The 23,537-nt window shown below is 71.3% G+C and carries 21 protein-coding genes; 3 read left to right on the top strand and 18 right to left on the bottom strand.

Annotated features, from left to right (window positions below; genetic code table 11):
• Positions 1 to 7 precede the first annotated feature (7 nt).
• From AB0I91_RS10835 to AB0I91_RS10775, 13 genes are all read right to left on the bottom strand, one after another.
• Positions 8 to 355 carry an avidin-fold protein gene (locus tag AB0I91_RS10835; RefSeq protein WP_498772890.1) on the bottom strand — a complete coding sequence of 116 codons (348 nt, stop codon included), beginning with the start codon at positions 353 to 355 and terminating at the stop codon, positions 8 to 10.
• Positions 352 to 1,182 carry a dimethylargininase gene (gene ddaH / locus AB0I91_RS10830; RefSeq protein ID WP_498772892.1) on the bottom strand — a complete coding sequence of 277 codons (831 nt, stop codon included), beginning with the start codon at positions 1,180 to 1,182 and terminating at the stop codon, positions 352 to 354. Before ddaH ends, AB0I91_RS10835 begins: the two co-directional genes overlap by 4 nt.
• An 82-nt stretch (positions 1,183 to 1,264) precedes the next feature.
• Entirely contained in the window at positions 1,265 to 2,506 is a 1,242-nt protein-coding gene (locus tag AB0I91_RS10825; RefSeq protein ID WP_498772894.1) for an ATP-grasp domain-containing protein, read from the bottom strand.
• Between the two features lie 180 nt (positions 2,507 to 2,686).
• Positions 2,687 to 4,318, bottom strand: a complete 1,632-nt coding sequence (locus tag AB0I91_RS10820) for a class I tRNA ligase family protein (protein ID WP_498772896.1) — start codon at positions 4,316 to 4,318, stop codon at positions 2,687 to 2,689.
• Positions 4,315 to 4,686 (bottom strand): cupin domain-containing protein, encoded by a 372-nt coding sequence (locus tag AB0I91_RS10815; protein ID WP_498772898.1) that lies wholly within the window; start codon positions 4,684 to 4,686, stop codon positions 4,315 to 4,317. The genes AB0I91_RS10820 and AB0I91_RS10815 overlap by 4 nt, the downstream gene beginning before the upstream one ends.
• A 19-nt stretch (positions 4,687 to 4,705) precedes the next feature.
• The gene (locus AB0I91_RS10810) at positions 4,706 to 6,028 is read right to left on the bottom strand and encodes a lysine N(6)-hydroxylase/L-ornithine N(5)-oxygenase family protein (RefSeq protein ID WP_499636549.1); all 1,323 of its coding nucleotides are present in this window, start codon (positions 6,026 to 6,028) and stop codon (positions 4,706 to 4,708) included.
• Between the two features lie 131 nt (positions 6,029 to 6,159).
• Complete coding sequence (locus tag AB0I91_RS10805; RefSeq protein WP_498772900.1) at positions 6,160 to 6,411, bottom strand: acyl carrier protein; 252 nt, start codon at positions 6,409 to 6,411, stop codon at positions 6,160 to 6,162.
• Positions 6,408 to 8,249: an HAD-IIIC family phosphatase gene (locus tag AB0I91_RS10800; protein WP_499619071.1), complete on the bottom strand. Its 1,842-nt coding sequence runs from the start codon at positions 8,247 to 8,249 to the stop codon at positions 6,408 to 6,410. Before AB0I91_RS10800 ends, AB0I91_RS10805 begins: the two co-directional genes overlap by 4 nt.
• Positions 8,249 to 9,283: a 3-oxoacyl-[acyl-carrier-protein] synthase III C-terminal domain-containing protein gene (locus AB0I91_RS10795; RefSeq protein ID WP_498772904.1), complete on the bottom strand. Its 1,035-nt coding sequence runs from the start codon at positions 9,281 to 9,283 to the stop codon at positions 8,249 to 8,251. Before AB0I91_RS10795 ends, AB0I91_RS10800 begins: the two co-directional genes overlap by 1 nt.
• A gap of 262 nt (positions 9,284 to 9,545) precedes the next feature.
• Entirely contained in the window at positions 9,546 to 10,022 is a 477-nt protein-coding gene (locus AB0I91_RS10790; RefSeq protein WP_499636490.1) for a VOC family protein, read from the bottom strand.
• Positions 10,019 to 11,017: an NAD(P)/FAD-dependent oxidoreductase gene (locus AB0I91_RS10785; RefSeq protein WP_498772908.1), complete on the bottom strand. Its 999-nt coding sequence runs from the start codon at positions 11,015 to 11,017 to the stop codon at positions 10,019 to 10,021. The genes AB0I91_RS10790 and AB0I91_RS10785 overlap by 4 nt, the downstream gene beginning before the upstream one ends.
• Complete coding sequence (gene pepN, locus AB0I91_RS10780) at positions 11,014 to 13,485, bottom strand: aminopeptidase N (RefSeq protein WP_499636488.1); 2,472 nt, start codon at positions 13,483 to 13,485, stop codon at positions 11,014 to 11,016. The genes AB0I91_RS10785 and pepN overlap by 4 nt, the downstream gene beginning before the upstream one ends.
• Before the next feature lie 162 nt (positions 13,486 to 13,647).
• Positions 13,648 to 13,986 (bottom strand): MmcQ/YjbR family DNA-binding protein, encoded by a 339-nt coding sequence (locus AB0I91_RS10775; RefSeq protein WP_498773448.1) that lies wholly within the window; start codon positions 13,984 to 13,986, stop codon positions 13,648 to 13,650.
• Positions 13,987 to 14,781: 795 nt separating this feature from the next.
• Here AB0I91_RS10775 and AB0I91_RS10770 point away from each other — a divergent pair.
• Both AB0I91_RS10770 and AB0I91_RS10765 read left to right on the top strand, forming a co-directional pair.
• On the top strand, positions 14,782 to 15,129 hold the full coding sequence (locus AB0I91_RS10770) for an NIPSNAP family protein (RefSeq protein WP_498772911.1): 348 nt from the start codon (positions 14,782 to 14,784) through the stop codon (positions 15,127 to 15,129).
• A gap of 9 nt (positions 15,130 to 15,138) precedes the next feature.
• Positions 15,139 to 15,657: a hypothetical protein gene (locus AB0I91_RS10765; protein ID WP_498772913.1), complete on the top strand. Its 519-nt coding sequence runs from the start codon at positions 15,139 to 15,141 to the stop codon at positions 15,655 to 15,657.
• Positions 15,658 to 15,705: 48 nt separating this feature from the next.
• On the opposite strand, the gene AB0I91_RS10760 is transcribed toward AB0I91_RS10765, so the two are convergent.
• The 4 genes from AB0I91_RS10760 to AB0I91_RS10745 all read right to left on the bottom strand — a co-directional run bounded on the left by AB0I91_RS10760 (position 15,706) and on the right by AB0I91_RS10745 (position 20,142).
• A complete protein-coding gene (locus tag AB0I91_RS10760) occupies positions 15,706 to 16,986 on the bottom strand; it encodes an APC family permease (RefSeq protein WP_498772915.1) in 1,281 nt (426 codons plus the stop codon).
• A complete protein-coding gene (locus tag AB0I91_RS10755) occupies positions 16,983 to 17,852 on the bottom strand; it encodes a TIGR03621 family F420-dependent LLM class oxidoreductase (protein WP_498772917.1) in 870 nt (289 codons plus the stop codon). Before AB0I91_RS10755 ends, AB0I91_RS10760 begins: the two co-directional genes overlap by 4 nt.
• A gap of 156 nt (positions 17,853 to 18,008) precedes the next feature.
• On the bottom strand, positions 18,009 to 19,832 hold the full coding sequence (gene glmS / locus AB0I91_RS10750) for a glutamine--fructose-6-phosphate transaminase (isomerizing) (protein WP_498772918.1): 1,824 nt from the start codon (positions 19,830 to 19,832) through the stop codon (positions 18,009 to 18,011).
• A 28-nt stretch (positions 19,833 to 19,860) separates the two neighbouring features.
• Entirely contained in the window at positions 19,861 to 20,142 is a 282-nt protein-coding gene (locus AB0I91_RS10745; RefSeq protein WP_498772920.1) for a hypothetical protein, read from the bottom strand.
• A 122-nt stretch (positions 20,143 to 20,264) separates the two neighbouring features.
• On the opposite strand from AB0I91_RS10745, the gene AB0I91_RS10740 reads away from it, so the two are divergent.
• Complete coding sequence (locus tag AB0I91_RS10740) at positions 20,265 to 20,990, top strand: NB-ARC domain-containing protein (RefSeq protein ID WP_499636486.1); 726 nt, start codon at positions 20,265 to 20,267, stop codon at positions 20,988 to 20,990.
• A 67-nt stretch (positions 20,991 to 21,057) separates the two neighbouring features.
• Here the strand turns inward: AB0I91_RS10740 and AB0I91_RS10735 are convergent, their stop codons facing one another.
• Positions 21,058 to 21,867: a hypothetical protein gene (locus AB0I91_RS10735; RefSeq protein ID WP_499636484.1), complete on the bottom strand. Its 810-nt coding sequence runs from the start codon at positions 21,865 to 21,867 to the stop codon at positions 21,058 to 21,060.
• Between the last annotated feature and the right edge of the window lie 1,670 nt (positions 21,868 to 23,537).

The following is a 23,537-nucleotide window of genomic DNA, read 5'->3' as shown; positions in this document are numbered from 1 at the left end:
TCTCGGGTCAGTTCGCGGTCTGGGCGGGGATTTCCTCGATGGTCGAGACGCCGGACGCGGCGTGCTCGCCGAAGCGCTCCCACACCTCGTCGAGGCGGATGCGACCGTCGTCGAGCACCTTCGGCGTGCTGCGGCAGTGCCCGGAGATGACCTGGCCGTCGTCGAGCACCATGCAGTAGGCGAAGTCCAGCGCCCCGTCGGGCTTCGCGGTGCCGGTCAGCGCGCCGCGGCGGGCCTTGCCGCCGAGGAACTCGCCCCAGAGCAGGTCGCCGTCCTGGTGGTACACGGCGACCCGGCTCTCCTCGGGACCGCCACCGGTGACCGGGTGGAACCTCTTGCCGTCGTAGTTGATCATCGAGCTGGCTCCCCACGCAGTTCGAGCGTGCAGCACTTCGCGCTGCCGCCGGATTTGAGAAGTTCGGACAGGTCGACACCAATGGGCGTGAAGCCCCGGTCGGCGAGCTGGTCGGCCAGGTGCGTGGCCTCCTGCGCCAGCAGGACGTGCTTGCCGTCGCTGACGGCGTTGAGGCCGAACACCTCGGCGTCGTGGTCGCCGGCGATCACGGCGTTCGGGTACAGGGAGCGCAGCACGCCCCTGCTCCACGTCGAGAACGCCTCGGGGTAGTACATGATCAGGTCGTCGTCCAGCACCGCCAGCGCGGTGTCCAGGTGGTAGAACCGCGGGTCGACCAGGTCGAGCGTGACGACCTCGCGCCGGAAGAACCGGGCCGCCTCCACGTGCGAGCGCTGGTCGGTGCGAAAGCCCGTGCCGGCCAGGATCCGGTCGCCCACCAGCAGGTAGTCGCCCTCGCCCTCGTTCACCCAGAACGCCTCGTGCGTGCGGAAGCCGTGCTCGCGGAACCACTCCAGGTACGCCGGGCCCTCCGCCTCGCGCTGGCGGAACCGGAACCGCGCCGACAGGACCCGGCCGTCCACCACGGTCGCGCCGTTCGCGGCGAACACCATGTCCGGCAGCCCGGGCTCGGGCTCGATCAGCTCGACGTCGTGGCCGAGGTCGAGGTACAGCGACCGCAGCCGGCTCCACTGGAGCAGGGCGATGGACGCGTCGGTCGGCTTCTCGGGGTTCATCCACGGGTTGATGGAGTAGGAGACGTCGAAGTGCTCCGGCGGGCACATCAGGTACCTGCGGCGGCGCGCGGTGCGTTGCTCGGGCTCGGACACGGCGGTGGAGTCCTCTCTGGCCGGTGGCGCCACCGGTCCGCCACATGTGACGCGGAGGGCCGGCGACGCCTGCGGTGTGGCGCTACTGGAAATCGACCTCGATCTTGGCTGCGTAGTCGTTCATCAGGGCGAAGGCGTCGGCCTCGGACGTGCCGGTGGCACCGAGGAAGCCGATGATCGTGTTGCCGTCCGGCGGGCGCTTGACCACGTCGCCGGGTCGTGCGGTGATCTTGAGCAGGAACACGCGGTCCGAAGTGGACACCTCTTCGGGCACGCGCACCTCCCGCACCACCCCGGCGTCGGAGATCAGGCACATCGCGGCGATGTGCGTGCCGGTGGGCCGGAAGTGGCGGACGTTCGGCCGCCGTCCCGCGCCGATGTCCACGACGGCCGCGATCGGGTCGTGCTCGGCGGTGATGCGGGCGATCATGTCCAGCCCGCCGCCGCCGACCCGGGCCGCGATCTCCAGCAGGTACGGCTTGCCCTGGTGGAAGCGGACCTCGGCGTGCATCACGCTGTTGGTGAGGCCCTGCGCCAGCGCGCCCGCGGTGACGACCTCGTGCACGGCCTTCAGGTCGTCCGGGCTCATCGACGTCGGCGCGTGGTGCACGTCGTCGTCGAACGTGCCGCCCTCGGCGGTGATGCGGTCCACCACCGACCCGAGGTACACCTCGCCGTCCCACGCGACGGCCTCCATCAGGTACTCCTTGCCGTCCAGGAAGGACTCGACGAGCAGCCCGTTGGGGCCCAGGTCGATCCCGTCCGCCTCGGAGTTGGCCCAGAAGAGGTCCTGGATGCCCTGCGCGGCCTGCTCGTAGTGCTCGGTCAGCTCGGCGTCGTCGTCGCAGCGGAACACGAAGTGGCTGCCCGCGCCCAGCGTCGGCTTGACGATCACGGGGTAGCCGAACTCGTCCGCCGCCGCCTTCGCCTCGGCCAGCGAGGTGACGAACCGGAAGCCGGGGATCGGCGCGCCGGCCTTCTCGTGCGCCTGCCGCATCAGGTACTTGTTGCGGCTGTTCAGCGCCGCCTCGACGCCGATGCCGGGCAGCCCGAGGGCCTCGGCGATCGCCGCGACCGCCACCACGGCCGCCTCGGAGAACGTGATCACGCCGTCGAACGACTCGGTGGCGTGCCACTGCTTGGCGGTGGCGATCATCTCGTCGATGTTCTTCGACCCCACCAGGCGGTAGCGGTCGGCGGGCCAGAAGTCCTCGGTGCCCTCGCCGTTGAGCACGTACAGGTCCACGCCCAGGTCCTGCACCTGCCGGTAGCGCGAGTGGTAGTACTCGAGGTACTGGCGGGTCTCGATGGTCAGCAGCTTCACGGTGGGTCGCCTCCTAGTGCCGCGGCCGGCGGCCTTCGCCCCGGATTCCGACGGTCGGACGGGTGGATCGCGGTGCCGGCCCCGCGTTCCTCATCCTGGTTGGCTGTGGGTGTGGGGCCGGTGCCGTGAGGCGCCCCGCCGAGCGCCCTGAAGGCGCGGCGAAGGTCGCCGGTCACGGCACTAGCTCACGCCGTCGAGGGCCGCGTGCTGCTCGGCCCGCGCGTGCGTGCCGGGCAGCGACGGGAACCGGAACGGCCGGATCTCGGCCGGCATGTCGTCGCTGATGGCCAGGTCGACGCCCTGCGCGGACACGTCGGCCGCCACGTCGACCAGGATCGGCGCGGCGCACGCGAGCAGCGTGCGCGCTTCCAGCAGCAGGTCGCCGGGCTGCGTCGGCGCCTTGCCGTTGCGGCGGTGGTCCACCGCGTCGGCCAGCGACCGCAGCCGCCCGAGCTGCGTCACGATCGTCTCCGCGGCGCGGCCCATGCTGAACCCGGGCAGGTCGTAGCACAGCCGGAACCGCTTGAGCACGGTCGCCGCGCGCCAGCGCCCGGCCTCGGTGGTGGGCAGCGGACGGGTGCCGTCCACGCCCACCATGGCCAGCGCGATGGCCTCGGCCAGCTCGTTCCACGGCGTGATCAGCCGGCGCGTGGTCGTCGAGTGCAGCGCGTCGCGGGTGAAGTTCGCCCGCTGGAACTCCGGACCGGTCAGCGCCAGGTAGAACCGCACCAGGTCGCGCGGCACCTCCGCCAGCAGGTCCGCGCTCCAGATCAGGTGGTTGCGGCTGGTGGAGAACTTCTCGCCGTCCAGGTCGTAGAACTCGTTGCAGACGTTGGACTCCGGCGTCGTGTACTTGTCGCCGTGCGCGAGCAGCATCACCAGGTCGACCAGGCCCCAGTGGTAGACGTTGTCGAAGCCGTGGAAGTACACGAGCTCCGCGTCGTGGCCCGCGCGCCAGAGCTCGTCGACCCCCGCGGTGGGACGGCCCAGCTGCGTCGCCGTCCACCACGTGGCGTACATCGAGGCGGGCATCGCCTCGACCCACGGGTAGACGATCTGGCCCGGTGTCTCCGGGAACGGCGCGGCGATGCCCCACGTGCCGGGGATCGTCACCGGGATGTCCGGCAGCGGCTTGGACAGCAGCTCGCCGATCAGCTGCCGGGCGTGCGGCCGCCAGCGGGGCGTGCGCGCCGCGTAGTAGGACGTGAGCCGCTCGCGGTAGTCCTCCATCGGCAGCACGAGGATCTCGCACTCCCGGTACACCACGGTGTCGCTCGGGTCGATGGTGTACTTCGGGTCGAGCAGCTCGTCGAAGTTGTTCGGGTGGCCGCAGTTCTCGCACGCGCCGCCGCAGCTGCCGGCCAGGCACGACGGACAGGTGCCGGTGACGAGGCCGTCGTAGAGGAACGCGCCCGCGTTGCGCGCGTAGGGCAGCTGCACCTTGCGGAGGTGGAACCGGCCGGCGGCGTGCAGCTCCTTGAGGAAGTCCAGCACCGTGGCGCGGTACCGGTCGTCGATCGGCGGCAGGCCGGGCATCAGCGTGCCCATCGCGTCCAGCGACCGCTCGATCTTCGCCATCGACGTGCGCACCAGCTCGTCGGGCGCCAGGCCGCGGCGGTGCGCGGTGGACACCACGTAGCTCTGGCTGTCGTCGGTGCACGTCGTGTAGAGCACCTGTCGACCGGTGGCGCGCAGGTAGCGCGCGTACACGTCGCCGCCCAGGTACGGGCCCGACATGTGACCGACGTGCAGGTCGCCGTTCGACGTGGGCGTCGCGGCGACGACGATCGCCGGTCGGGAACGGGTCGTCACGAGGCGGCTCCCTCGTGGCGGGCGGCGAACTTCCCGGCCAGCTCGGCGTCCCACCAGATCGCGTAGAACTGGAAGTCCTCCGCGCCCTTGTTGACGACCTGGTGCTTCTCGTGCGGCGTGAAGTGCACGACGTCACCGGCCTTGAACGGCGTGGCGCCCGCTTGCGTGATGATCTCGGCCTCGCCGGTCATGGCGACCCAGATCTCGTACTCGTGGTGGCCGTGGGCGCCCGACTCGGCGCCGGGGCGCACGACGCACCAGGAGCCCTCGAACGGCGCGTTGACCAGGTCCCACGGCATCAGGCGCTGGGCGACCAGGCCGTTGTCGAGTTTCAGGTTGTCCCGGTCCAGGGGGCGGATTTCCATCATGGTGACGGCTCCTCTCGGGTCAGGCGGGTTGGGGTGCTTCGGCGAACAGCTCGGTGACGCGCTGCGGCACCACGGGCACGGTGTCCTCGCCGGTGTCGGCGAGGTCGGCGACGATCTCCGCGGCCCGGATCGCCAGGACGCTGATCAACGAGTCCGCGATGCCGTGCGTGGCCTCGTTCACGCCCTGCAGGTACACCCGGGCGGACACGGCCTCGGGCAGCTGGAGGCGGTAGTTGCGGGTGACGGTGAAGTCCTCCTGGCCGACCTCGGCGGCCATCGAGCGCACCAGGGTCGGCATCCGCTTGTCGAAGCCGGTGCCGAGCATCACCCGGTCGCAGCGCAGCTCGCTGTGCTCACCCGTGCGGCGGTCCAGCAGCGTCAGCACGACCTCGTCGTCCACCAGCGCGGAGTCGACGACCTCGGCCATCGTCACCATCGACAGCCGCTGGGTGCCGGTCAGCTTCTCCAGGTACATCGTGTGGTAGAGGTTGTCCAGCATGGCCGGCGAGAGGCCCGCGTAGTTGGTGCGGTGCATCTCGCGCAGCAGCTGCGTCCGCGCGTCGGGCTGCGCCTCGTTGAACTTGTCCACGAACGACGGGTAGAACAGCTCGTTGGTGAACTTGCTGCTCTCGTAGCCGTTGAGGCCGATCGAGCGCATCACCATCGTCACCTTGGCGCGCGGGAAGGTCTCGTGCGCCGACCACAGCATCTCCGCCGCGCTCTGCGCACCGCCGATCACGACGATGCGGTGCTCGCCCTGCGGGTCGAGCGCGCCGATCCGGGTCACGAACTCGGTGCTGTGCACCACGCGTTCCCTGGGCAGCGCCGCGAACTCCGTCGGCAGGTGCGGGTCGCGGCCGACGCCGATGACCAGCGTCGCGCACGACACCGTGCTGCCGTCGGCGAACCGCACCAGCCACCGGTCGACCGAACCGGTCTCGCCGTGCTGCGGCTCGACGGCGACCGCGCGCCGTCCGTGCTGGAGCCGGACCTTCGTCAACGACCGCGCCACCCACGCCAGGTAGCCCGAGATCTCCAGGCGGTAGGGCGTGAAGGTGCCGAGGTTGATGAACTCGTCGAGGCGGCCCGTCGAGTGCAGGTAGTTGACGAACGAGTACGGGCTGGTCGGGTTCCGCAGCGTCACCAGGTCCTTGAGGAAGGACACCTGGCTGCGCGACCAGGGCAGCAGCATCCCGCGCTGCCACACGATGTCGTCGTGCTGCTCCACGACGAGCGCGCGTGCGGCGAGGTCGGGGGACAGCTCCTCCAGCGCGACGGCGAGGGCCAGGTTCGCCGGGCCCGCTCCGATCGCGAGCAGTTCTACATCCTGGTGGTCCAACACAGTCTCCAAGCCTTGTCGGGTGGCGCCGCGGCGGCGGTGCCGGAGTGCGGGACGTGCGGACCGGGCGCGGGTGCGCGGCCCGGTCCGCGTCGCCGGGTACGTCGTGCGGCCCCGGCGTCGGGAGGGCGGGGTCAGGGAGCGGGGCGCACCAGCGCCACGACGTCCTCGACGGTCCGGGCGGCGTGGAACGCGCGCAGGTCCAGCGTCACGTCCAACCGGTTCTCCAGCTGGGCCAAGGCGTCCAGCGAGCTGATGCTGTCCCACTCGTGCCGGGCCAGCACCGGATCGCCCCGCAGCACGTCGACGCTCACGTCGAGCGCGCCGGCCAGGATCTCCAGCACGGACTGCTCCACCGTGGTGTCGGTCGTCGGGGTGTCGGTCATCGGGCCACCTCGTTCCCTTCCAGCAGGTTGATCCACGCGGGCACGTCGGGCAGCCCGGTGTCCAGGGCCAGCGCGTACGCGCCGTCACCCTCGTCGGCGAACCCGGCGTCGGTCCAGAAGCCCTTGGCCAGGCCGTTCTTCTTCGACGGCACGTACCGGCCGCGCAGCGCGGTGGCGCCGGCGGCGTGCGCCCGGCGGGCGAGCCACGCGGCGATCGCCAGGTCCACGCCCCGCCCCAGCACCCGGCAGCTGAGCACCAGGTTGTCCACGTGCCACTCGGCGGCGGAGCGGTCGACCCACGCCGCGCCGATGACGCCCTCGTCGCCGAACCGGTCGGCCACGGCGAACGTGACGACCAGGTGGTCCGGGTCGGCGATGCGCCGACCGGTCTCGGCCTCGTCGAACCGCAGGCCGGTCAGGTTGAACTGGTTGGTGCGGGCGGCCAGCTGCGCCACGCGCGCCACGGCGAAGCCGTCCGCCTCCGCGACGACCAGCCGCACGCCCAGCGCGTGCAGGTAGTCCTCGGAGGAGCCGAAGCCGCCGGCGAAGTCGTTGCGCAGCGTCCGGCTGCGGTACAGCTCCGGCCGGGCCAGGTCGGTCTCGGTCAGCTCCGCGACGTCGAACCACCCCTGCGCCAGCAGCGTCCGGACGATGTGCGCGGGGTCGCCGTCGGCGGCCAGCACCACGACCTCGGGCAGCTCCTCCTCGACGTGACCGCGCTCGAACGGCGAGTCGTCCAGGAACACGAACGACCCGATGCCCAGGCCGAGGGCGGAGGCGGCCTCGCGCAGGTTGCCCGCCTTCGGCGACCAGTTGACCGCCTTGGCGGAGAACGCCTCCGGCCGCAGCAGCACCTCCGGGTGGGCGGTCAGCGCCTCGTCCACCAGGTCGGCGTCGTTCTTGCTGGCCAGCACCAGCACCACGCCCTGGTCGCGCAGCCTGCTCGCGGTGCGCTGCACCTCGCGGTAGGCGTTGCCCGGGTACAGCCCGCCCAGCTGCACGCCCTCCGCGCCGACCTCGCCGAGCACGCCGCCCCACAGCGTGTTGTCCAGGTCCAGCGCCAGCACCTTGCGGGACAGGCCGGCCCGCGCCTGGGCGAACCGCCGGACCTCGCGCGCCAGCAGGTACAGCGCGCCGTCGGTGTAGGGCAGGTCGCCGTAGCGGTGCAGCCGGTCGTCGCGCGCCGGGAACGGCGAGTCCGCGAGCACCGACACCAGGTCGGTCACGGCCACCTGGCGGTGCTGCGCGGCGAGGTCCAGCAGGCCCTCGTTGAGCTTCGCCCACGCCTTGGACAGCGCGGCGCGCGCCCGCCAGCTGATCACCGAGTCGCGCACCTGGGCGGGCAGCGGCACGGTGTGCAGCAGCACGGTTGCGGTCGAGCGCTCCACCGCCGAGAGCACCAGGCCCCGCAGGTCCGCCAGCCGGGCTTCGAGGTGCCCGGCCAGGCCGTCGACGTCCGTCGCGGCCCAGTCGTCGGGCAGGAAGCAGGTCTCGTCCAGCAGCAGCGTGATCAACTCGACGCCGTCGAACGGGTCGGTGGCCAGCGTCAGCTCGAACAGCCCGTACGGGCCGGGCGCCAGGTCCGGCAGGACGCCGGCCGACACCAGGCTCGCCCGGAGGATCTGCTCGTACGAGCCGATCGTGCACGTCGCCAGCACGGCCACGCGCAGCGGCCGCAGGCCCTCGGCGTCCTCCAGGCGTGCCAACAGCTTGCCCGCCTTGCGCAGCACGAGCGGGTCGGACACGCTCGCCAGCCGCGTGAGGTCCGCGGGTGACGGCGCGCGACCCTCGGCCACGGCCGCGCGCAACGACTCCACCAGCTCCGGCCGGTCGCCCATCAGATCCGCACCAACGTGCAGTACCAGCGCATGCCGATCGAGATCCCGCACAGCGCCACGACGTCGCCGGGCTTCACGTCGCCGCGCTCGATGTGCTCGCCGAGGCAGAACAGCTGGTCCGCCGCGCCCATGTGGCCGTGGCCCAGCGACAGCTCGGCGTTGGTGTGCTCGACCGTGACGCCGAACGGCTCCGCGACCTCCTCGATCGTGTCGGTGGAGTCGTTGATGTAGATGACGTGCTTGAGGTCGTCCCGGGTCAGCCCGGCGCGGCGCAGCGCGTTGTCCACGGTGTCGGTGATGCGCTGGTTCAGCGTGGCGACGAACTCGCGCAGCTTCGCCGGGTCCTTGTCGAAGTGCGCTTGGATGCGGGCGTGCCCGGGAGGCGCGTCCTTGGCGGTCCAGCCGTCGAACGGGAGCGGGTTCGCCGCGCCGCCGACCTCCGTGCGGAAGAAGTCCGACAGGTCGGGGTCCACGAACTGGTCGGTGGCCAGCCACTTCACGTTCTCGTGGCCGCGCTTGAGCACGGCGGCCACCGCGCCGTCGCTGTGCACGGCGTTGTTGACGTTCATCCGGTTGCGGTGGAACTCGCTGACCCGGTTGACGGCGATGAACAGCACCGTCTGCAGCTCGGGCTGGAGCGCGAGCAGACCGGCGACGTAGCCGAGGCCCGTGACGCCGCACGCGCAGCCCTCGGTGAGCAGCAGCGTCTGCGTCGTGCCCTCGACCTTGAGCCGGCGCGCGACGGCGGCGGAGGTGTCCCAGTGGTGGTAGTCGGGCACCTCGGAGGCGGCCACCACGACGAGGTCGACGTCGTTGGGCCCGAGGCCGAGGCGGTCCAGCGCGTCCTGCCCGGCGAGCGTCGCCAGGTCGGTCGCGGTCATGCCGTCGGGTGCGCGGTGGAACGTGTGGTAGCCCCACCGGACGACGCGTTCGGGGTCGCCCACGTAGTCACCGGCCGTCTGCGCGACGTCCTGGTCCTCGCCGGTGGCGTACCCGAAGCCCGCGACTCCGAAATCCACGAGCTGGCTGGCCATGGAGCACTCCTGTCCTGTGACTGCTTTTCGGCACGTTGAAGGTCCGCCCCGGACATTCGTCCCGGGCCTGGCGATAATTGTCGGGAAAGCGGGAAGATGTGCGTCGAAGACGTCACCCCTGACGGCCGCGACGCGCTGACGTGCGTAGATGGTGCGATGAAACGCAACCCTGGATTCGACGAGCCCAGTCGGCCGGATTGCTTGGCCAGCTACTCAACCGTCTGTGGTTAATTATTTACCGCCAGTGCGGCGGAAGCAATGTTCAGTGACCGGTTTCCGGTGGTGCGCCGATCGGGATTCCCGATGGCCGCGATAGGCCCCGGCGCGCGGTGGCGTAGTGGACCAGCTCCACGAGCACGCCGGCGGGCTTGGGCGCGTACAGGTACTGCACCGCCATCCCGTCCCGCGCGCCGCGGCACGGCTCCGCGTCCACGAGCGCGAAACCGTTGGCGCGCAAGCGGGACGCTTCGGCTCGCAGGTCGTCCACTTCGAACGCGACGTGGTAGAGCCCCGGTCCGCGCGCGAGCCGTCCCGCCACCGCCGAGTCCTCCCGGGTCGGCGCGACCACCTCCACGGCCGGCGCCGCGGGATCCGCGCCCACCTGCCAGAAGTCGCACGAGACGCCGTAGTCGTCCGCGGCCCCGCCGTCCACTTTGGACAGACCGAGCACGGCGAGCAGCGCGCCCACCCCCTCGGGGTCCGCGGTGAGCAGGCCGACGTGGTCGATGCCGAGGATCACGACGCCACCAGCTCCGCCGCCGCCCGCCGGCTCGCCGCCAGCACGGTCTTCGCCGCGCCGCCGCTGCCGCCGGTGAACGTGGACACCCCGTCGCCGACGTCCACCAGGCGCAGCCCGCCCGGTGAGCGGTAGCAGTCGAACGACGCCACCACCCGGTCGGCCACGACCTCGCCGTCCGCGACGCCGAACCGGCGGCGGGCCGTGTCGAGCACCCGCGCGGCCAGGTCGTGGTCGGGCGTCACCCCGTCGGGGTCGACGTCCCAGCGGTCGCACCCCAGGCCGAGCAGGAACGCGCCGTCGCGGTCCGGCCGCCCGTACAGCCCGGTCCGGTCGTCCACGAACGACGCCACGCACGGTATCGGCAGCCGGTAGAGGCCGTACTGGATCTGCTTGGCCCGCAACGGCTCGCCGCCGACCAGCCGCGGCGTCCACGCGCCCGCCGCGACGACCACCGCGTCGAACGCCGTCACGCCGGCGGAAGTCCGCACCGCGGGCCCCGGCAGGACTTCGGCAACCCGCTCGGTGCGGACGTCGCCGCCGTGCCCGCCCAGCCACCGCAGCACGTTCCCGCGGAACCGGTCGGGGGAGAAGTGCCCGGCGTGCCGCTCCACGACCCCGGCCGCGTCCGCCGGCAGGTCCCGGAACCCGAAGCGCCGCGCCAGCTCGACGCCGTCCACCACGGACGCGGAACCCGGCAGCACCGCCTCGACCGCGTCCACGGACGGCGTGACGTCGTCGGCCGTCACGTACACCGACCCGGTCTCCCGGTAGCCCGCCCAGTCCCGGACCCGTTCGTCGGACCGCAGCTCCGCCAGCGACTCGGCGGCGTCCCGGGCCGCGCCCGCGTCCACCTCGAACCCGCGGACCAGCCCACCGGACGCGCCCGAGGCGTCGGCCGCACCGGGCGCGTACACCGTCACGTCCGCACCGGCGCCCCGTAATCGCCAGGCCAGCGCCGCCCCCGCGACGCCGCCGCCGACCACCGCCGCTCTCACCCGTGCCTCGCGTGCACGGCGCGGCGCAGGTCGTCGGTCAGGTCCGCGCCGCGTCGGCGCAGCGGCAGGGGCAGGTCGTCGCGCGCGAACAGCTCCTCGGCCCGCGCGATCGTCCCCGGTTCGGCGGCGTAGCGCGGGTAGAGCCACAGCACGAGCGTGTCCAGCACCTTGTCCTCGCGCAGCCGCGCGACGTCCACGATCTCGGTGAAGAACCGGGCCACGTACGGCGCGGTCAGCTCCCGCTGCTCGGGCTGCCAGAACCCCTCGGCGGTGGACCACAGGCGGTAGCTCGACAGCTCGGCGTCGGTGGTGATCGCGCGCCACGCGGCCTGCTTCGCCTCGACCGTCGGGATCGCCGCCCGCGCCTTCACCGCGAACTGCTCGGTGTGCGTGCTCGGGTCCGCCGCGTAGGCCTCGTCGATCTCCGCCTCGGTGAACGCGCCCAGCACCGCGAGCCGGTACCGCACGCGCCACGCCAGGTCGGCGTCCAGCTCCAGCCCGGCGGGCAGCGGCACGCCGTCCAGCCAGCCGCGCAGCTCCGAGGTGTCGGAGGTGAACTCCACCAGGCCGCGCAGCAGCGCCAGGCCGAGCTCGTCCTCCGGCGCGGTGCGGGACAGCCGGTCGCGTGCCGCGTCCGCCACGGCCTTGAGCAGCCCCGGTCGCAGGTCGGGGTCCAGCAGCCGGTCGGCCACGTCGACGCGGGCCTGTTCGAGCACCTCGATCACGATCGACAGCTCGGTCTCGTAGCCGAGCATCCGCGTCACCAGGTCCAGGTGGTCGGTCGCGGGCACCGCGCCGTCCACCACGCCCTGCAACAGCTGCGCCCACACCATCGCGCGGTTGATCGGCGCGAGCGTCGGCAGCACCTCGGGCAGCGCCCGGCGCGACGCGCCGTCGTAGCGGATCTTCGCGTAGGTCAGGTCGTTCTCGTTGAGCAGCAGGAACTTCGGGGCCTTGCGGCCCACCAGCTCGGGCAGCTCGGTGCGCTCGCCGTCCACGGTCACGCGGACCGTCTCGTGCGCGTCGCCGTACAGGCCGATGTCGATGGTGTGCGGCCGGAGCGTCGGGTGCGACGGCGGCGCGGTCTGCGTGACGGCGAACGACGTGATCACGCCGTCGGCGACGGTGAAGTCCGGCGCCAGCGTGGTGACGTTCGCGGTGCCCAGCCAGCGGGCCGCCCAGTCGGACATGTCCCGGCCGACGGCCTCGCCGATCGCCGCGTTGAAGTCCGAGAACGTCGCCGCGCCGTAGGCGTGCCGGGCGAAGAAGATCCGCAGCGCCTCGCGCATCGCGTCGTCGCCGATGTGGTGCGCGAGCTGCCGCAGCGCCGAGGAGCCCTTGAAGTACGAGATCCGGTCCAGGTCCAGCAGCGCGGACATGGCGTCCGCGCCGTCGATCCACACCGGGTGGGTCGAGGGTCGCTGGTCGGCGGTGTACGCCTGGCCCTTGCGGCGGGCGGAGAACGTCGTCAGAGGGCCGGTGAACTCGGTGACCTCGCTGGGCACCCGGTGCGCCAGGTAGTCGGCGAACGCCTGGCCCAGCCACAGGTCGTCCCACCACTTGTTGGTCACCAGGCCGGCCCACCACATCAGCGACAGGCCGTGCGCGATGACCACCGCGCGGGTCTCGTGCTCGCTGCGCGGGGCGGGCGTCCGGAACAGGTACAGCTCCTTGAGCAGCACGCACCCCGGGTGGTCCAGCGACAGGTAGCTGAACTCGGGCGCGAAGACCTGGTCGAACCGGCCGAACGGGTAGCGCACGCCGAACAGGCGGTGGAACTCGTCGAGGCACTGGGCCGTGACGTCGAAGACCTCCTGGATGTCGGCCTCCAGCGCCTCGGCGACCGACGCGCGGCAGTGCACGCCGAGCGGCACGCCGTCGTGCACGGTCTCGAACGAGGCGTACGGGCCGGCGACGACCGTGGTCAGGTACGTCGCCTGCGCCACCTCCTGCACGACCCGCCACCGGCCGGGCGCGAGCTTCGTGGCCGCACCCGTGCCGAGGACCGTCCACTCGTCGGGGACGGTCAGGTCGAACGTGAACGGGGCCTTCAGGTCCGGCTGGTCGAAGCACGCGAAGATGCGCGGAGCGTGGTCGAGGAACACCGCTCCGTACACGTACACCTGGTCGTCGGCCGGGTCGACGTAGCGGTGCAGCCCCTTGGACTCCCGCGAGTACGCCATGTCCGCGACGACGACCAGCTCGTTGTCGGCGGCCAACCCGGTCAGCGGCAACCGGCCGTCCACCAGCGCGGACACGTCCAGCTCGCGGTCGTTGAGCCGGGCCCCCAGCAGCACCTCCGGCTTCACGTCCACGAACGTCGACCCGCCCTGCTCGGCGGTGAAAGCGATTTTCGTCGTAGACCGAAACACTTTCCCGTCGCCGGTCAGCACCAGGTCCACGTGATACGAGTCGACCTCCAATAAAGCGCCCCGTGCGGCTGCTTCGGATCGGGTCAAACTGGCCATGCGGCGCCCCCTCCTGCTTGGTAGGGAGGATCGTAAACACGCCTTGTGCCACGTCAACGGCCCAATTCGGTTCCCTTATAGGGTCTGCCCAAGAAATGCTGATGACCCGCTCGGGCAGCATCCCGATACCGCCGTTTCGCCCGTCCGGCGGTATCGGGGCCGCTATCGCCCCAGGTAGTCGCGCGCGACGCGTTTCGGCACGCACATGCGCCAAGCATCCACGACCAACTCGGTCAACTCCGCCTCGTCCAATCGAGACAGAGTGGCCCGAACCCAGTTGTACCTCTCGTCCGAAGTCACCGGCGGATGGAATTTGTCGGGGTCCGAGGCAATGAGCGCCGCTCGCTCCTCCTTGGGGAACGCGAATCCCATCGTCAGCTCATCGGGTGACAGGGCGAGGTACACGATGCGCCCGATGCGGAATTTGACCCGATCGCGGACCAGCGCTTCCTCCGTGCGGGGGAGCGACCGGGCGATCCGGCGCACGTCGTCGGAGGTCACGCCCCGGCGCGGCGCCGTCCAGCCGCGGGTGAACGCCAGGTAGCAGTACTCGTCGATGACCTTCGCCAGCGAGCGCCCCGGCCGGCCGAGGTCGGCCAGCAGCTCGGGTTCGGGCACGCCGGCCTCGGCCAGCAGGTCCGCCGCCCAGCCGCGGGTGAGCAGCAGGTGCGCCCGGTACGCCGCGCCGTCACGGGCGCCGTGCAGCCGGTCGGCGATCATGTTGTCCCACGGCGGGAGGCTGTTGGGCCGCAACGCGAACAGCAGCTTGGAGGCCGCCGTCGGACCCAGCGTCCGGGTGCCGCGCGGCGTGGCCGCCGCCGTGCTCGCCGACAGCGCGGCGAAGCCCTCGGCCAGCCGCCGCACCTGCTCGTCGGTCAGGTCGGCGAGCCACGTCCCGGCGTCGGGCAGCGCGTCCCGCCACGTCTCCCACCAGGCCGCCAGGCCCTCGTCCAGCACGCGCGGCTCGCCCGGGCGGGGCGTGCGGATGCGGCAACCCCACGCGTTGAGCCACACGTGCGCGGCCTCCCGGTGCGCGGCGACGCCCAGGTCGAACGCCGGTGCGGTGGCGGCGGTCAGGACCGTCCACGACTTCTCCGGGGTGGTGGAGCCGCCGAACTCGGACACGGCGGCGCGCAGGGTGCTCAGATCCGGTTTCACGACGCGGCACCCTAGTTCACCCCTTGCGCGCCGGTGTCGTCGTCGGTAGAAACGTCGGCGAGCCCGGCGTTCGGCCCGCCCCAGCCGCGCGCACCCCAAACCCGCTTCGGCTTACCGCCGCGTCCTTGGAGTGCCCGAATGACCGAACCCTGGCTGCTGGAAACCCGCGTGTTCAAGCTCAAGCCCGGCACCCGGGCCGAGTTCGACCGCATCAGCCGTGACGGCACCATCCCGCTCATGCGCAGCATCGGCATTACGGTGCTCGCGTTCGGACCGTCCCCTTTGGACGAGGACGAGTGGCACCTGGTGCGCGCGTTCCCCGGCATGGAGGAGCGCGTCCGCCTCGCCGGCTCGCTGTACGAGCGGCCCGAGTGGGCGCGGTTCGACGGCCCGATCAACGAGATGATGGCCGACTACAGCACGGCGCTGGTGCCCGTGCCCGAGAGCACGGTCAAGCTCCTGTCCGAGCCCGGCGCGTTTGCCTAGGATCGCCCGGTGACCAGGAACCTGTCGCACCTCGCGGCCATCTCGAACGTCGACGCCGACTACCGCCACTACGCCAAGGACGTCGTCGCGCTGCCCGACGACGACCTGGCCCTGCCCGACGCGCACCTGAAGTGGTACGAGGTGCGCGAGCCGCAGGACGTGGTCGACCCGGCGCTGCGCGACCAGGCCAAGTCGTTCCTGCGCGCGGAAGCGGCCTCCGGCGAGCTGGACATCTCCGGCGACCTCGGCTTCGTCATCCACCACCTGTGCCGCGGCGACTTCTACTTCCTCATCGTCTGCACCTGGCGCAACGAGAACGAGATGTGGGAGACCGTCTACATCCGGGACATGAAGCAGCACGACAGCTTCCGCCGTTTGGAGCAGGGCAAGCACCGCGAAGTGCTGTGCGTGTGGGAGATGGGCGCGCTGCTGCACGAGCAGCAGGCCTGGATCCGCTACCTCTACTCCGACCGCGACGAGCAGGCCAAGCTCGCGTACCTGGACGACCGCTTCACCGGCTCCGTCTGACCACGTCGTCCGGGGTCGCCGCCCACCGCGGCGACCCCGGACGACCTGTCACGTGACCACTTCCTCCACCGGGTCCCGGCGCCGCTTCCGGTTCCACCGCAGGAACAGCAGCGCCGTCGCGGTTACCACCAGCGGCCACAGCATGTACACCGCCGTGGCGACCGTCAGCCCCACCACGCCGAGGAACGCCACCAGCGCGGCGTACCACGCGGGCGACCGCGTCGGCAGCAGCTTCAGCGCCGCCGCCGTGCCGATGAGGTAGACCGCCACGAACTGCCCGGTCGTGAGCAGGACCAAGAGCTTCGCGCCCGTGCCCGTGCCCATGGCCACCGCCAGGGACAGGAAGCACAGCGCCACCACGACCACCAGGCTGCGGCGGGGCACCTCCCCCGCGACCGTGCCGCCGGACAGGTTGCGCGGGAACGCGCCGTCGCGCGCCAGCGCCGCGCTCAGCTTCGAGGCGCTGGCCATGTAGGCGTTGATCGACCCGATGGTCAGCAGCACCGCCGCGACGGCCGCCACCACCTTCACGTCGCCGCCGACCGTGCGCGCGATCAGCTGGCCCAGCGGCGCCTCGCCGTCCGCGGCGGCCGGGCCGAGCACCGCGATGATCGCGAACGCCACGGACAGGTACAGCAGGCCCACGATCGTGACCGCGATGCCCGTGGCCCGCGGCAGGTCGCGCTGCGGGTTGCGGAACTCCTGCGCCAGGTGCGTGATCGCCTCCCACCCGGCGAAGCTCCACACCAGCAGGCCCGCGGCCGGCGCGATCGCGAGCCAGCCGTGCGGCGCGAACGGCGTCAGGTTGCCCATGTCCACGTGCGGCACCGCCAGCAGCACCGAGCCGAGCACCAGGAACACCAGGAGCGCGGCCAGCACGAACTGCACCGCGCCCGACGCGCGCAGGCCGATCCAGTTCGTCACGGCCATGCTGGTCAGCAGCGTCAGCGCGGTCACCACGACGGTCCACTGCCCGCCGCCGACGGCCTCCTCGACGTACGCGCCGGCGAACAGCGCCGCCGCCGTGGTGCCCGGCGGCACGGCGAAGTAGAAGCACCAGCCGACCACGGCGGAGAGGCGTTCGCCGAACGCCAGCCGCGCGTAGGTCGACACGCCGCCGGCGTCCGGGTGCCGCGCGCCCAGTGCCGCGAACGTCGCCGCCAGCGGGGCCGACAGCACCACGAGCGCCAGCCACGCCAGCAGCGACGCCGGACCCGCCATCTCGGCCGCCAGCGCGGGCAGCGCGATCACACCCGTGCCCAGCACCGCGCCGACGTACATGGCGGTGCCCTGGCCGACGGTCAGCCGACCGCCCTTCGTCGCCGTCATGCGGCGGCGCGGGCGAGCGCGATCGACGGCCCCAGCGCGTCGAGGTACGGCCGCTGCACGCAGAACGACGTGAACCCGAACCGGCGGTGCGAGGCCACGACCTGCTCCGCGATCTCGGCCGCGGTGCCGATCAGCATGTACGGCGAGTCGAGCACGACCTCCGCCGTCAGCTCCCAGTCCGCGGCGATCCGCTCGGCCGCCGCCTCCCGGTCGTCGGTCACCTCGACGACCTGGACGAACGCGTTCAGCGCGACCTCGCGCCCCGCCGCCGCGTCCCGCACGAACGCCACGCGCTCCTCGGTCTCGTCCGAGCCGATGACGCGGAAGTTCCCCGTCGCCTTGCCCTTGATGTGCCTGATGCCGCCCACGCTGACGACGTCGGCGCGTTCGGCGGCCAGGCGCAGCATCCGGTCACCGGTGCCGCCGATCAGCACCGGCGGGTGCTCGACGTCGGGCTCGGCGTCGAGCAGCTTGCCCAGCTCGTCCAGCAGCGAGCCGACGTGGGCGACTCGGGCGTCCATCGGCGTCCACGGGATGCCGGCCAGGTCGAACTCCTGCTTGATGATCCCCGCGCCGATCCCGAGCTGCAGCCGCCCGCCGCTCATCCGCTGCACCGTCTGCACTTCCCTGGCCAGCAGCGACGAGTTCCAGAACGCCCCGTTGAGCGCGTACGTGCCGACCTTGAGGGTGGGCGACACCTGGGCGGCGAGGTTCAGCACCGAGAACGGCGAGGTCCGGTTCGGCCCGAGGTGGTCGACGGCGAGCACGGAGTCGAACCCGAACCCCTCGGCCGTGCGGCAGGCCTCGACGAGCGCGTCGTGCGTGGCCGGTGTGGCCAGCGTGATCCCGAACGATAGGTGGTTCACGGCGTCCCCCGCGGGTTGTGTCGGCGAAAATACGCAAACAGTTCCGTGCGGGGACGACGCCGGTCAACACCCACCCCGACCCGCCCGATATGAGCCGATAGCGATCCCCGATGCCGTCACGCGAATGGCCGCGCCTGAACGGTCCAGGCCGGGTGGCTACTCGACGGTCACGCTCTTGGCCAGGTTGCGCGGCCGGTCCACGTCACGGCCCAGCGCGTGCGCGAGGTGGTAGGCGAACAGCTGCAACGGCACCGAGAGCGTGATCGGGGCCAAGGCGTCGTGCGCCTTCGGCACGCGGATGACGTCGGTGGCCAGACCGGGCGGCAGCTCGGCGTCGGTGACCGCGATGACCGGACCGCCGCGCGCCTTGATCTCCTCGATGGTGGCGGTGTTCTTGGCCAGCAGCTCGTCGTCCGGCACCAGCACCACGGTCGGCATCTCGGGGTTGATCAGCGCCAACGGCCCGTGCTTCAGCTCGGACGCCTGGTAGGCCTCGGCGTGCACGTAGGAGATCTCCTTGAGCTTCTGCGCGCCCTCGCGCGCGGCCGGCCACCCGCGCACCCGGCCGACGAAGAACATGTGCTCCGCCCCGGCGTACTTGCGGGCGATGGCCGCGATGTCGTCCTCGGCGGCGAGGACCTGCGCGATCTGGTGCGGCAGCTGGGACAGGCCGGCGACGAGCCGCCTGCCCTCGGTGATGGACAGGTCGCGCACCCGGCCCAGGTCCAGCGCCAGCATCGCCAGCGCCACGGCCATCGTGGTGAACGACTTCGTCGCCGCCACGGACACCTCGGGGCCCGCGTGCAGGAAGATGCCGTGGCCGCACTCGCGGGCGATCGTGCTGCCGACCGCGTTGACCACGCCGATGACGTGCCCGCCCTTGCGCTTGAGCTCCTGCACGGCCGCGAGCGTGTCCAGGGTTTCACCCGACTGGCTGATCGCGACGTACAGCGTGTCGGGGTCGACCACCGGGTTGCGGTAGCGGAACTCGGACGCGGGCTCGGCGTCGGCCGGGATCCGGGCCAGCTCCTCGATCAGCTGCGCGCCGAGCTGGCCCGCGTAGTACGCGGAGCCGCAGCCGAGCAGCTTGACCCGGCGGATGCGCTGGTAGTCCTGCGGGGTGAGGCCGACGCCGTCCAGCCTGGCCGAGGAGAACCGGTGGTCCAGCCGCCCGCGCAGGCAGCGGTCCACCGCGTCGGGCTGCTCGCGCATCTCCTTGTACATGAAGTCGGGGTGCTCGCCCAGCTCGTACTCGGCGCTCGCGACGTCGATCGCGGTGGGGGAGCGGGTGGTGCTGGTGGCGCGGGCGTCCATGGTGGACGTGCGGTAGCCGTCGGCGGTGACCGTGGCGATCTCGTCGTCGTCCAGGTAGATGACCTGCTGGGTGAAGCGGACCAGGGCGGTGACGTCGGAGGCGACCAGCATCTCCTGCTCGCCGACGCCCAGCACGACCGGGCTGCCCCGGCGTGCGGCGACCAGCTCGCCCGGCCGGTCGGCGTCCATCACGATCACCCCGTAGGTGCCTTCGACCTGCGCCAACGCCTCGCGCACGGCGTCTTCGAGGGTGTCGGCCGTGCTGCGGGCGACGAGGTGGGCGAGGACCTCGCTGTCGGTGTCGGAGGCCAGCGCGACGCCGTCGGCGGCCAGCTGGGCGCGCAGCCGGTCGGAGTTCTCGAACACGCCGTTGTGGACGATGGCGACGCGTGCGGCGGCGTCCACGTGCGGGTGGGCGTTGCGGTCGCTCGGCTCGCCGTGGGTGGCCCACCGGGTGTGCGCGATGCCGGTGCGGCCCGCCGTGCCCTCGGCAACGGCTTTGCGCAGGTCGCCGACTCGTCCGGCGGTCTTGACGACCCGCAGCCCGCCGTCGTCCGCGACCGCGACGCCGGCCGAGTCGTAGCCGCGGTACTCCAGCCGGTGCAAGCCCTCCAGCAGCACGGGGACGGCGTCCCTCGGACCCACGTAACCGACGATTCCGCACATGTCCGGTGATCTCCCTCTTGGCGTCGACCTAGCCGTAGACGATCCGGCGCAGCTGGCGTTCGGACAGCGGCGGCGCGGCCACCGGCCGCACGTCCAGCTCCTCCCGCAGCAGCGCCCAGATCCGCGCGTTGCCCAGCCCGTCGCGCCGCAGCTCGGCGTGCCGGCGCAGCACGTACTCCTCCGCCGTCTCGACGAAGTAGCCCATGACGTCCGACACCACGCGCCGCGCGAGCGCGGGAGGCAACCCGGTCGTCCTGACCACGTGCCGGAGAAGCTCCTCCGGCACCTCGTCTCCCACGGGCTCCAGCATGGCCACAGCCAACCACCGGACCAAATGCCGTGCCCGGATTCGGGCACGGCCGACCGGCGGCCACGGGGGTGACCGTGCGTATCCGGACTGTCCCCGACGCGATCACCGCGAACGACCAGAGCATGGCCATCGGTGCGGTCGCCGGGAACGTCCACTACCACCAGGCCCGGCCTCGGGTGGTGTGGCCGGTGCGGGTCGGGGTGCCGCACGCACCGGCGGTGCACTATCAGCAGCGCCGGGCCCACGCCGACATGGTGGAGACGTTGGCCACGGGGCGCTCGGTCGTGCTGGTCGGGGCCGGGCGGCGCGCCGGTGTCGTGGTGTCGGGGATGGGCGGGGTCGGCAAGACCCAGCTGGCCGCCCACCACGCCTGGTCGGTATGGGCAGACGCGGAACTGGCCGTGGCGGTGTGGGTGTCGGCTCTCTCACGCAACGCGATCGTGACCGCCTATGCCGAGGCTGCCGCACGGGTGCTGGTCGAGCAGGACCACCGGATCGCCGACCGGTCGCCCGACGAAGCGGCGGAGCGGTTTCGGGAGTGGCTGGCCGGCACATCGCGCCGCTTGCTGATCGTGGTGGACGACGTGCAGGACCCGGCCGACCTGCGGGGCTTGGACCCGCCACCCGGTCCCAGCGGGCAGGTCGTGGTCACCAGCCGCCAGCGTGACGCGGCGGCGGGGCGCGGCGGTCACCGGGGTGATCGGCTGGACGTGTTCACCCCTGACTCTGGCGGTTTGAGTTGGCCCCGGCTTGAGCGGCTTGATTTGGCCCACTTGGGTGACATTGTTCTGGGAGGGCGGTTGAGCTGGCCCCACCTGCCGGGCGATGCCAGGATCTCCCCGCTGTAGTCAGGGGCCGTCGGTGGCCGCTCCGAGATTGGAACTGTTCAACGGATTCGTCGGCAGCCCGGACGGCTCAATCCCCGTAATCGCCGCCGGAGTCGCCGTGGTCACCGCTGGAGGAGCCGCCAGCGCCCCCCTGTTCAGCCCGCTCCAGCACGCCGTCGGAATCGGGCGGGTCGAACTCCGGCGCATCCGGGTTGTCGGCCGTCGGTTCGCGCCGGAGTTCGGGATCCCGCGCGTCCGCCGGCGCCGCGAACGGCAGGCGGGAGCCGGTGAGCCGATAGCGGCGCAGATCCCGGCGCATGCGCAACCCGGTGATCAGGAACATCACGCCGAACCCGGTGCCGGCGAACAGGTAGGTCATCGTGCGCGTCGCGGGAGACATCCCCGGGCCCTCCGTCGGCAGCCAGCCCCGCGGATCGACCAGGACCTCCAGCCGGTCGCCGACCCGCAGGTCCCGGTCCGCGTGGTAGGCAAGCTCGCCGAGGTCCGCGCCGGTGCCGGCGTCCGCGACCCGGATCTTCTGGTCGGTGTCCGGAGCGGAGTTGCCGTAGACGTCGTCGACGACCACGACGGCCACCCGATCCGCAGCCGTGTGCAGATAGGCGAGCGACAGACCGATCGGGGCATAGAAGAACAGACAAACCGAGGCGATCGCTACCGGCACGATCCACTTCGGTTCGACATCCAGCGAATGCTCGCCGATGAACCACACCATCCCGCTGGCAAACACACCGGCCAGTAGGGGCAACGAGACCAGGACGGTGAGCCAGGTGAAGCCGAAGCTGTAGCTGAAGGCCACTCCGCCGCTGGTCACCACGATGGCGAGCAGGAATCCGAGGGTCAGCAGAACCTGTCGTACGCAGATCCATGTCCGGGGCACGCCACCATCGTGCCTGCCGCGGGCAACTGCCGGGAACGCCCCGGCGCCGACCCGCTCGACAGCGTGAGCCCAAGAACGCCTGGTACGGCGGCCACACTTGCCGTCCTGGCGACCACGCCCAGCAGACCATGATCGAGCTGGCCATCACCGAGATCCGTCGGCTCGTGAACGCGTCCTCATCATGCTCTCGCCATGCCCCAGTGTGCGGGTCGGGTGCTCGAGGAGCGCTTCGAGGCCGCTCTGGCGATGTGCCGTCAGCCGCGTACTACTGGGTCAACTTCACTGTCTGCGAGTTGATGGGTCAGGGCCGCGACTCGGTTGAGCTGACTGCCTTGGTCGATCACGTTTGTGGACGGTCGGTCCGCCTGGGCTTCGAGGGCACGTAGGCGGTCGTGCAGGTCGGCTGCGCGGTCGTCGCCGAAGTCGTCGTAGATGCGCAGGGCTTCGCGCCAGCAGCGGAGTGCCTGCGTGGTGTCGGTGTGCGCAGCAGAGTGCCGAGGGTGTACAGGGTCGCGGCGGTTTCTCGTCGGAGGCGGTGGTGTTCTTCGATGTCGAGGGCCTGCTGGCACAGCGCGATCGCTCTTCGATCCTCCCCCAGGCCGTGGTGGGCTCTCGCCATCATGTGCAGATCAATGGCCTCCCCTTGACGGTCTTGGGCTTGCTGGCGAAGGTGATCCCGCCACCTGCGCCCGCGCCCGGACACCGGTAACAACGGCTCGATCACAGCCCACGCACGATCGGTCAACTCACCACGCCCCACCACGCACCAAAACTGTCAGACACCCTGATCACCGGTCTGCAGGGACACTGCCTAGTGCGAGGTCAAGTTGCTCCGGCGCGGTTGACGAAACTTGTTTGGCTGACCGGTCGCGGGCAAAAGAAATTCCCTTGTCTCGGAGTACGAGACGAGGGAATGTGTCGGATGTCTTCGCGGGCGCTTAACCGGCGACTGTAAGCTTTAAATGCCGATTACGCGCACCGGCCGTAAGGAGGGAGGACTTGCTTGCCCCGAAGCGGCACTTGGGTCGTGCGGACGAGGAGATCCCATGCCCGGGGGAAGTTGTTGCAACGAAAATCGGGGTTCCGACTGCTCGTGGTGTTCGAGAACACCGACTTGGCTGGCATGTACATGGACGACGCGCAGTCGACACGGAGCCAGTAGGTGCCCCCGTTGGGGATGTTCTTGGCGAACCTGATCTTGTTGGGGACGAGGGTCGTCACATCATCGGCCCTGCCCAACTGGGCGGGCCCGCTGCCTCCGTTGTTCGCCACCACCTGCACGGCCTTGACTGGAGCACCGGAGCTACACGCCACCATGCCGTGGACGGTATAGCCGCTCGCAGCGGTTGCGTGCGGGGCGGCGGCTAGGGTACTGCCGAGTAGTAGTGCCGTAGAGAGCGTACCGAGCTTGATCCATTTGAGACGAACGTTCACCGCAAGTGATCCCTTCGTGTTGTCGTACGCCCCACTGTGGCTGACCGCGCGTACGGTCAACGATGCTGAAAAGCCCCAAGAGGGTCCACCGGGCGTTGTCTGATGAACTACTGGCGCATATCGCGATCTCGGTTTAAAATGCGGTGCGGCGCGCCTGTGATCGTCAACCCGAGGGTCATCCGGTTGACGCGGCGGTCCGAGTGATCAAGCTGAGGGCACCGCGCAGCGCCGTATCC

This window comes from Actinosynnema sp. NPDC049800 (assembly GCF_040656635.1).
Lineage (GTDB): Bacteria > Actinomycetota > Actinomycetes > Mycobacteriales > Pseudonocardiaceae > Actinosynnema.
Note: the sequence above shows the minus strand (reverse complement) of the source record. Positions and strands in the feature narration are given on the sequence as shown.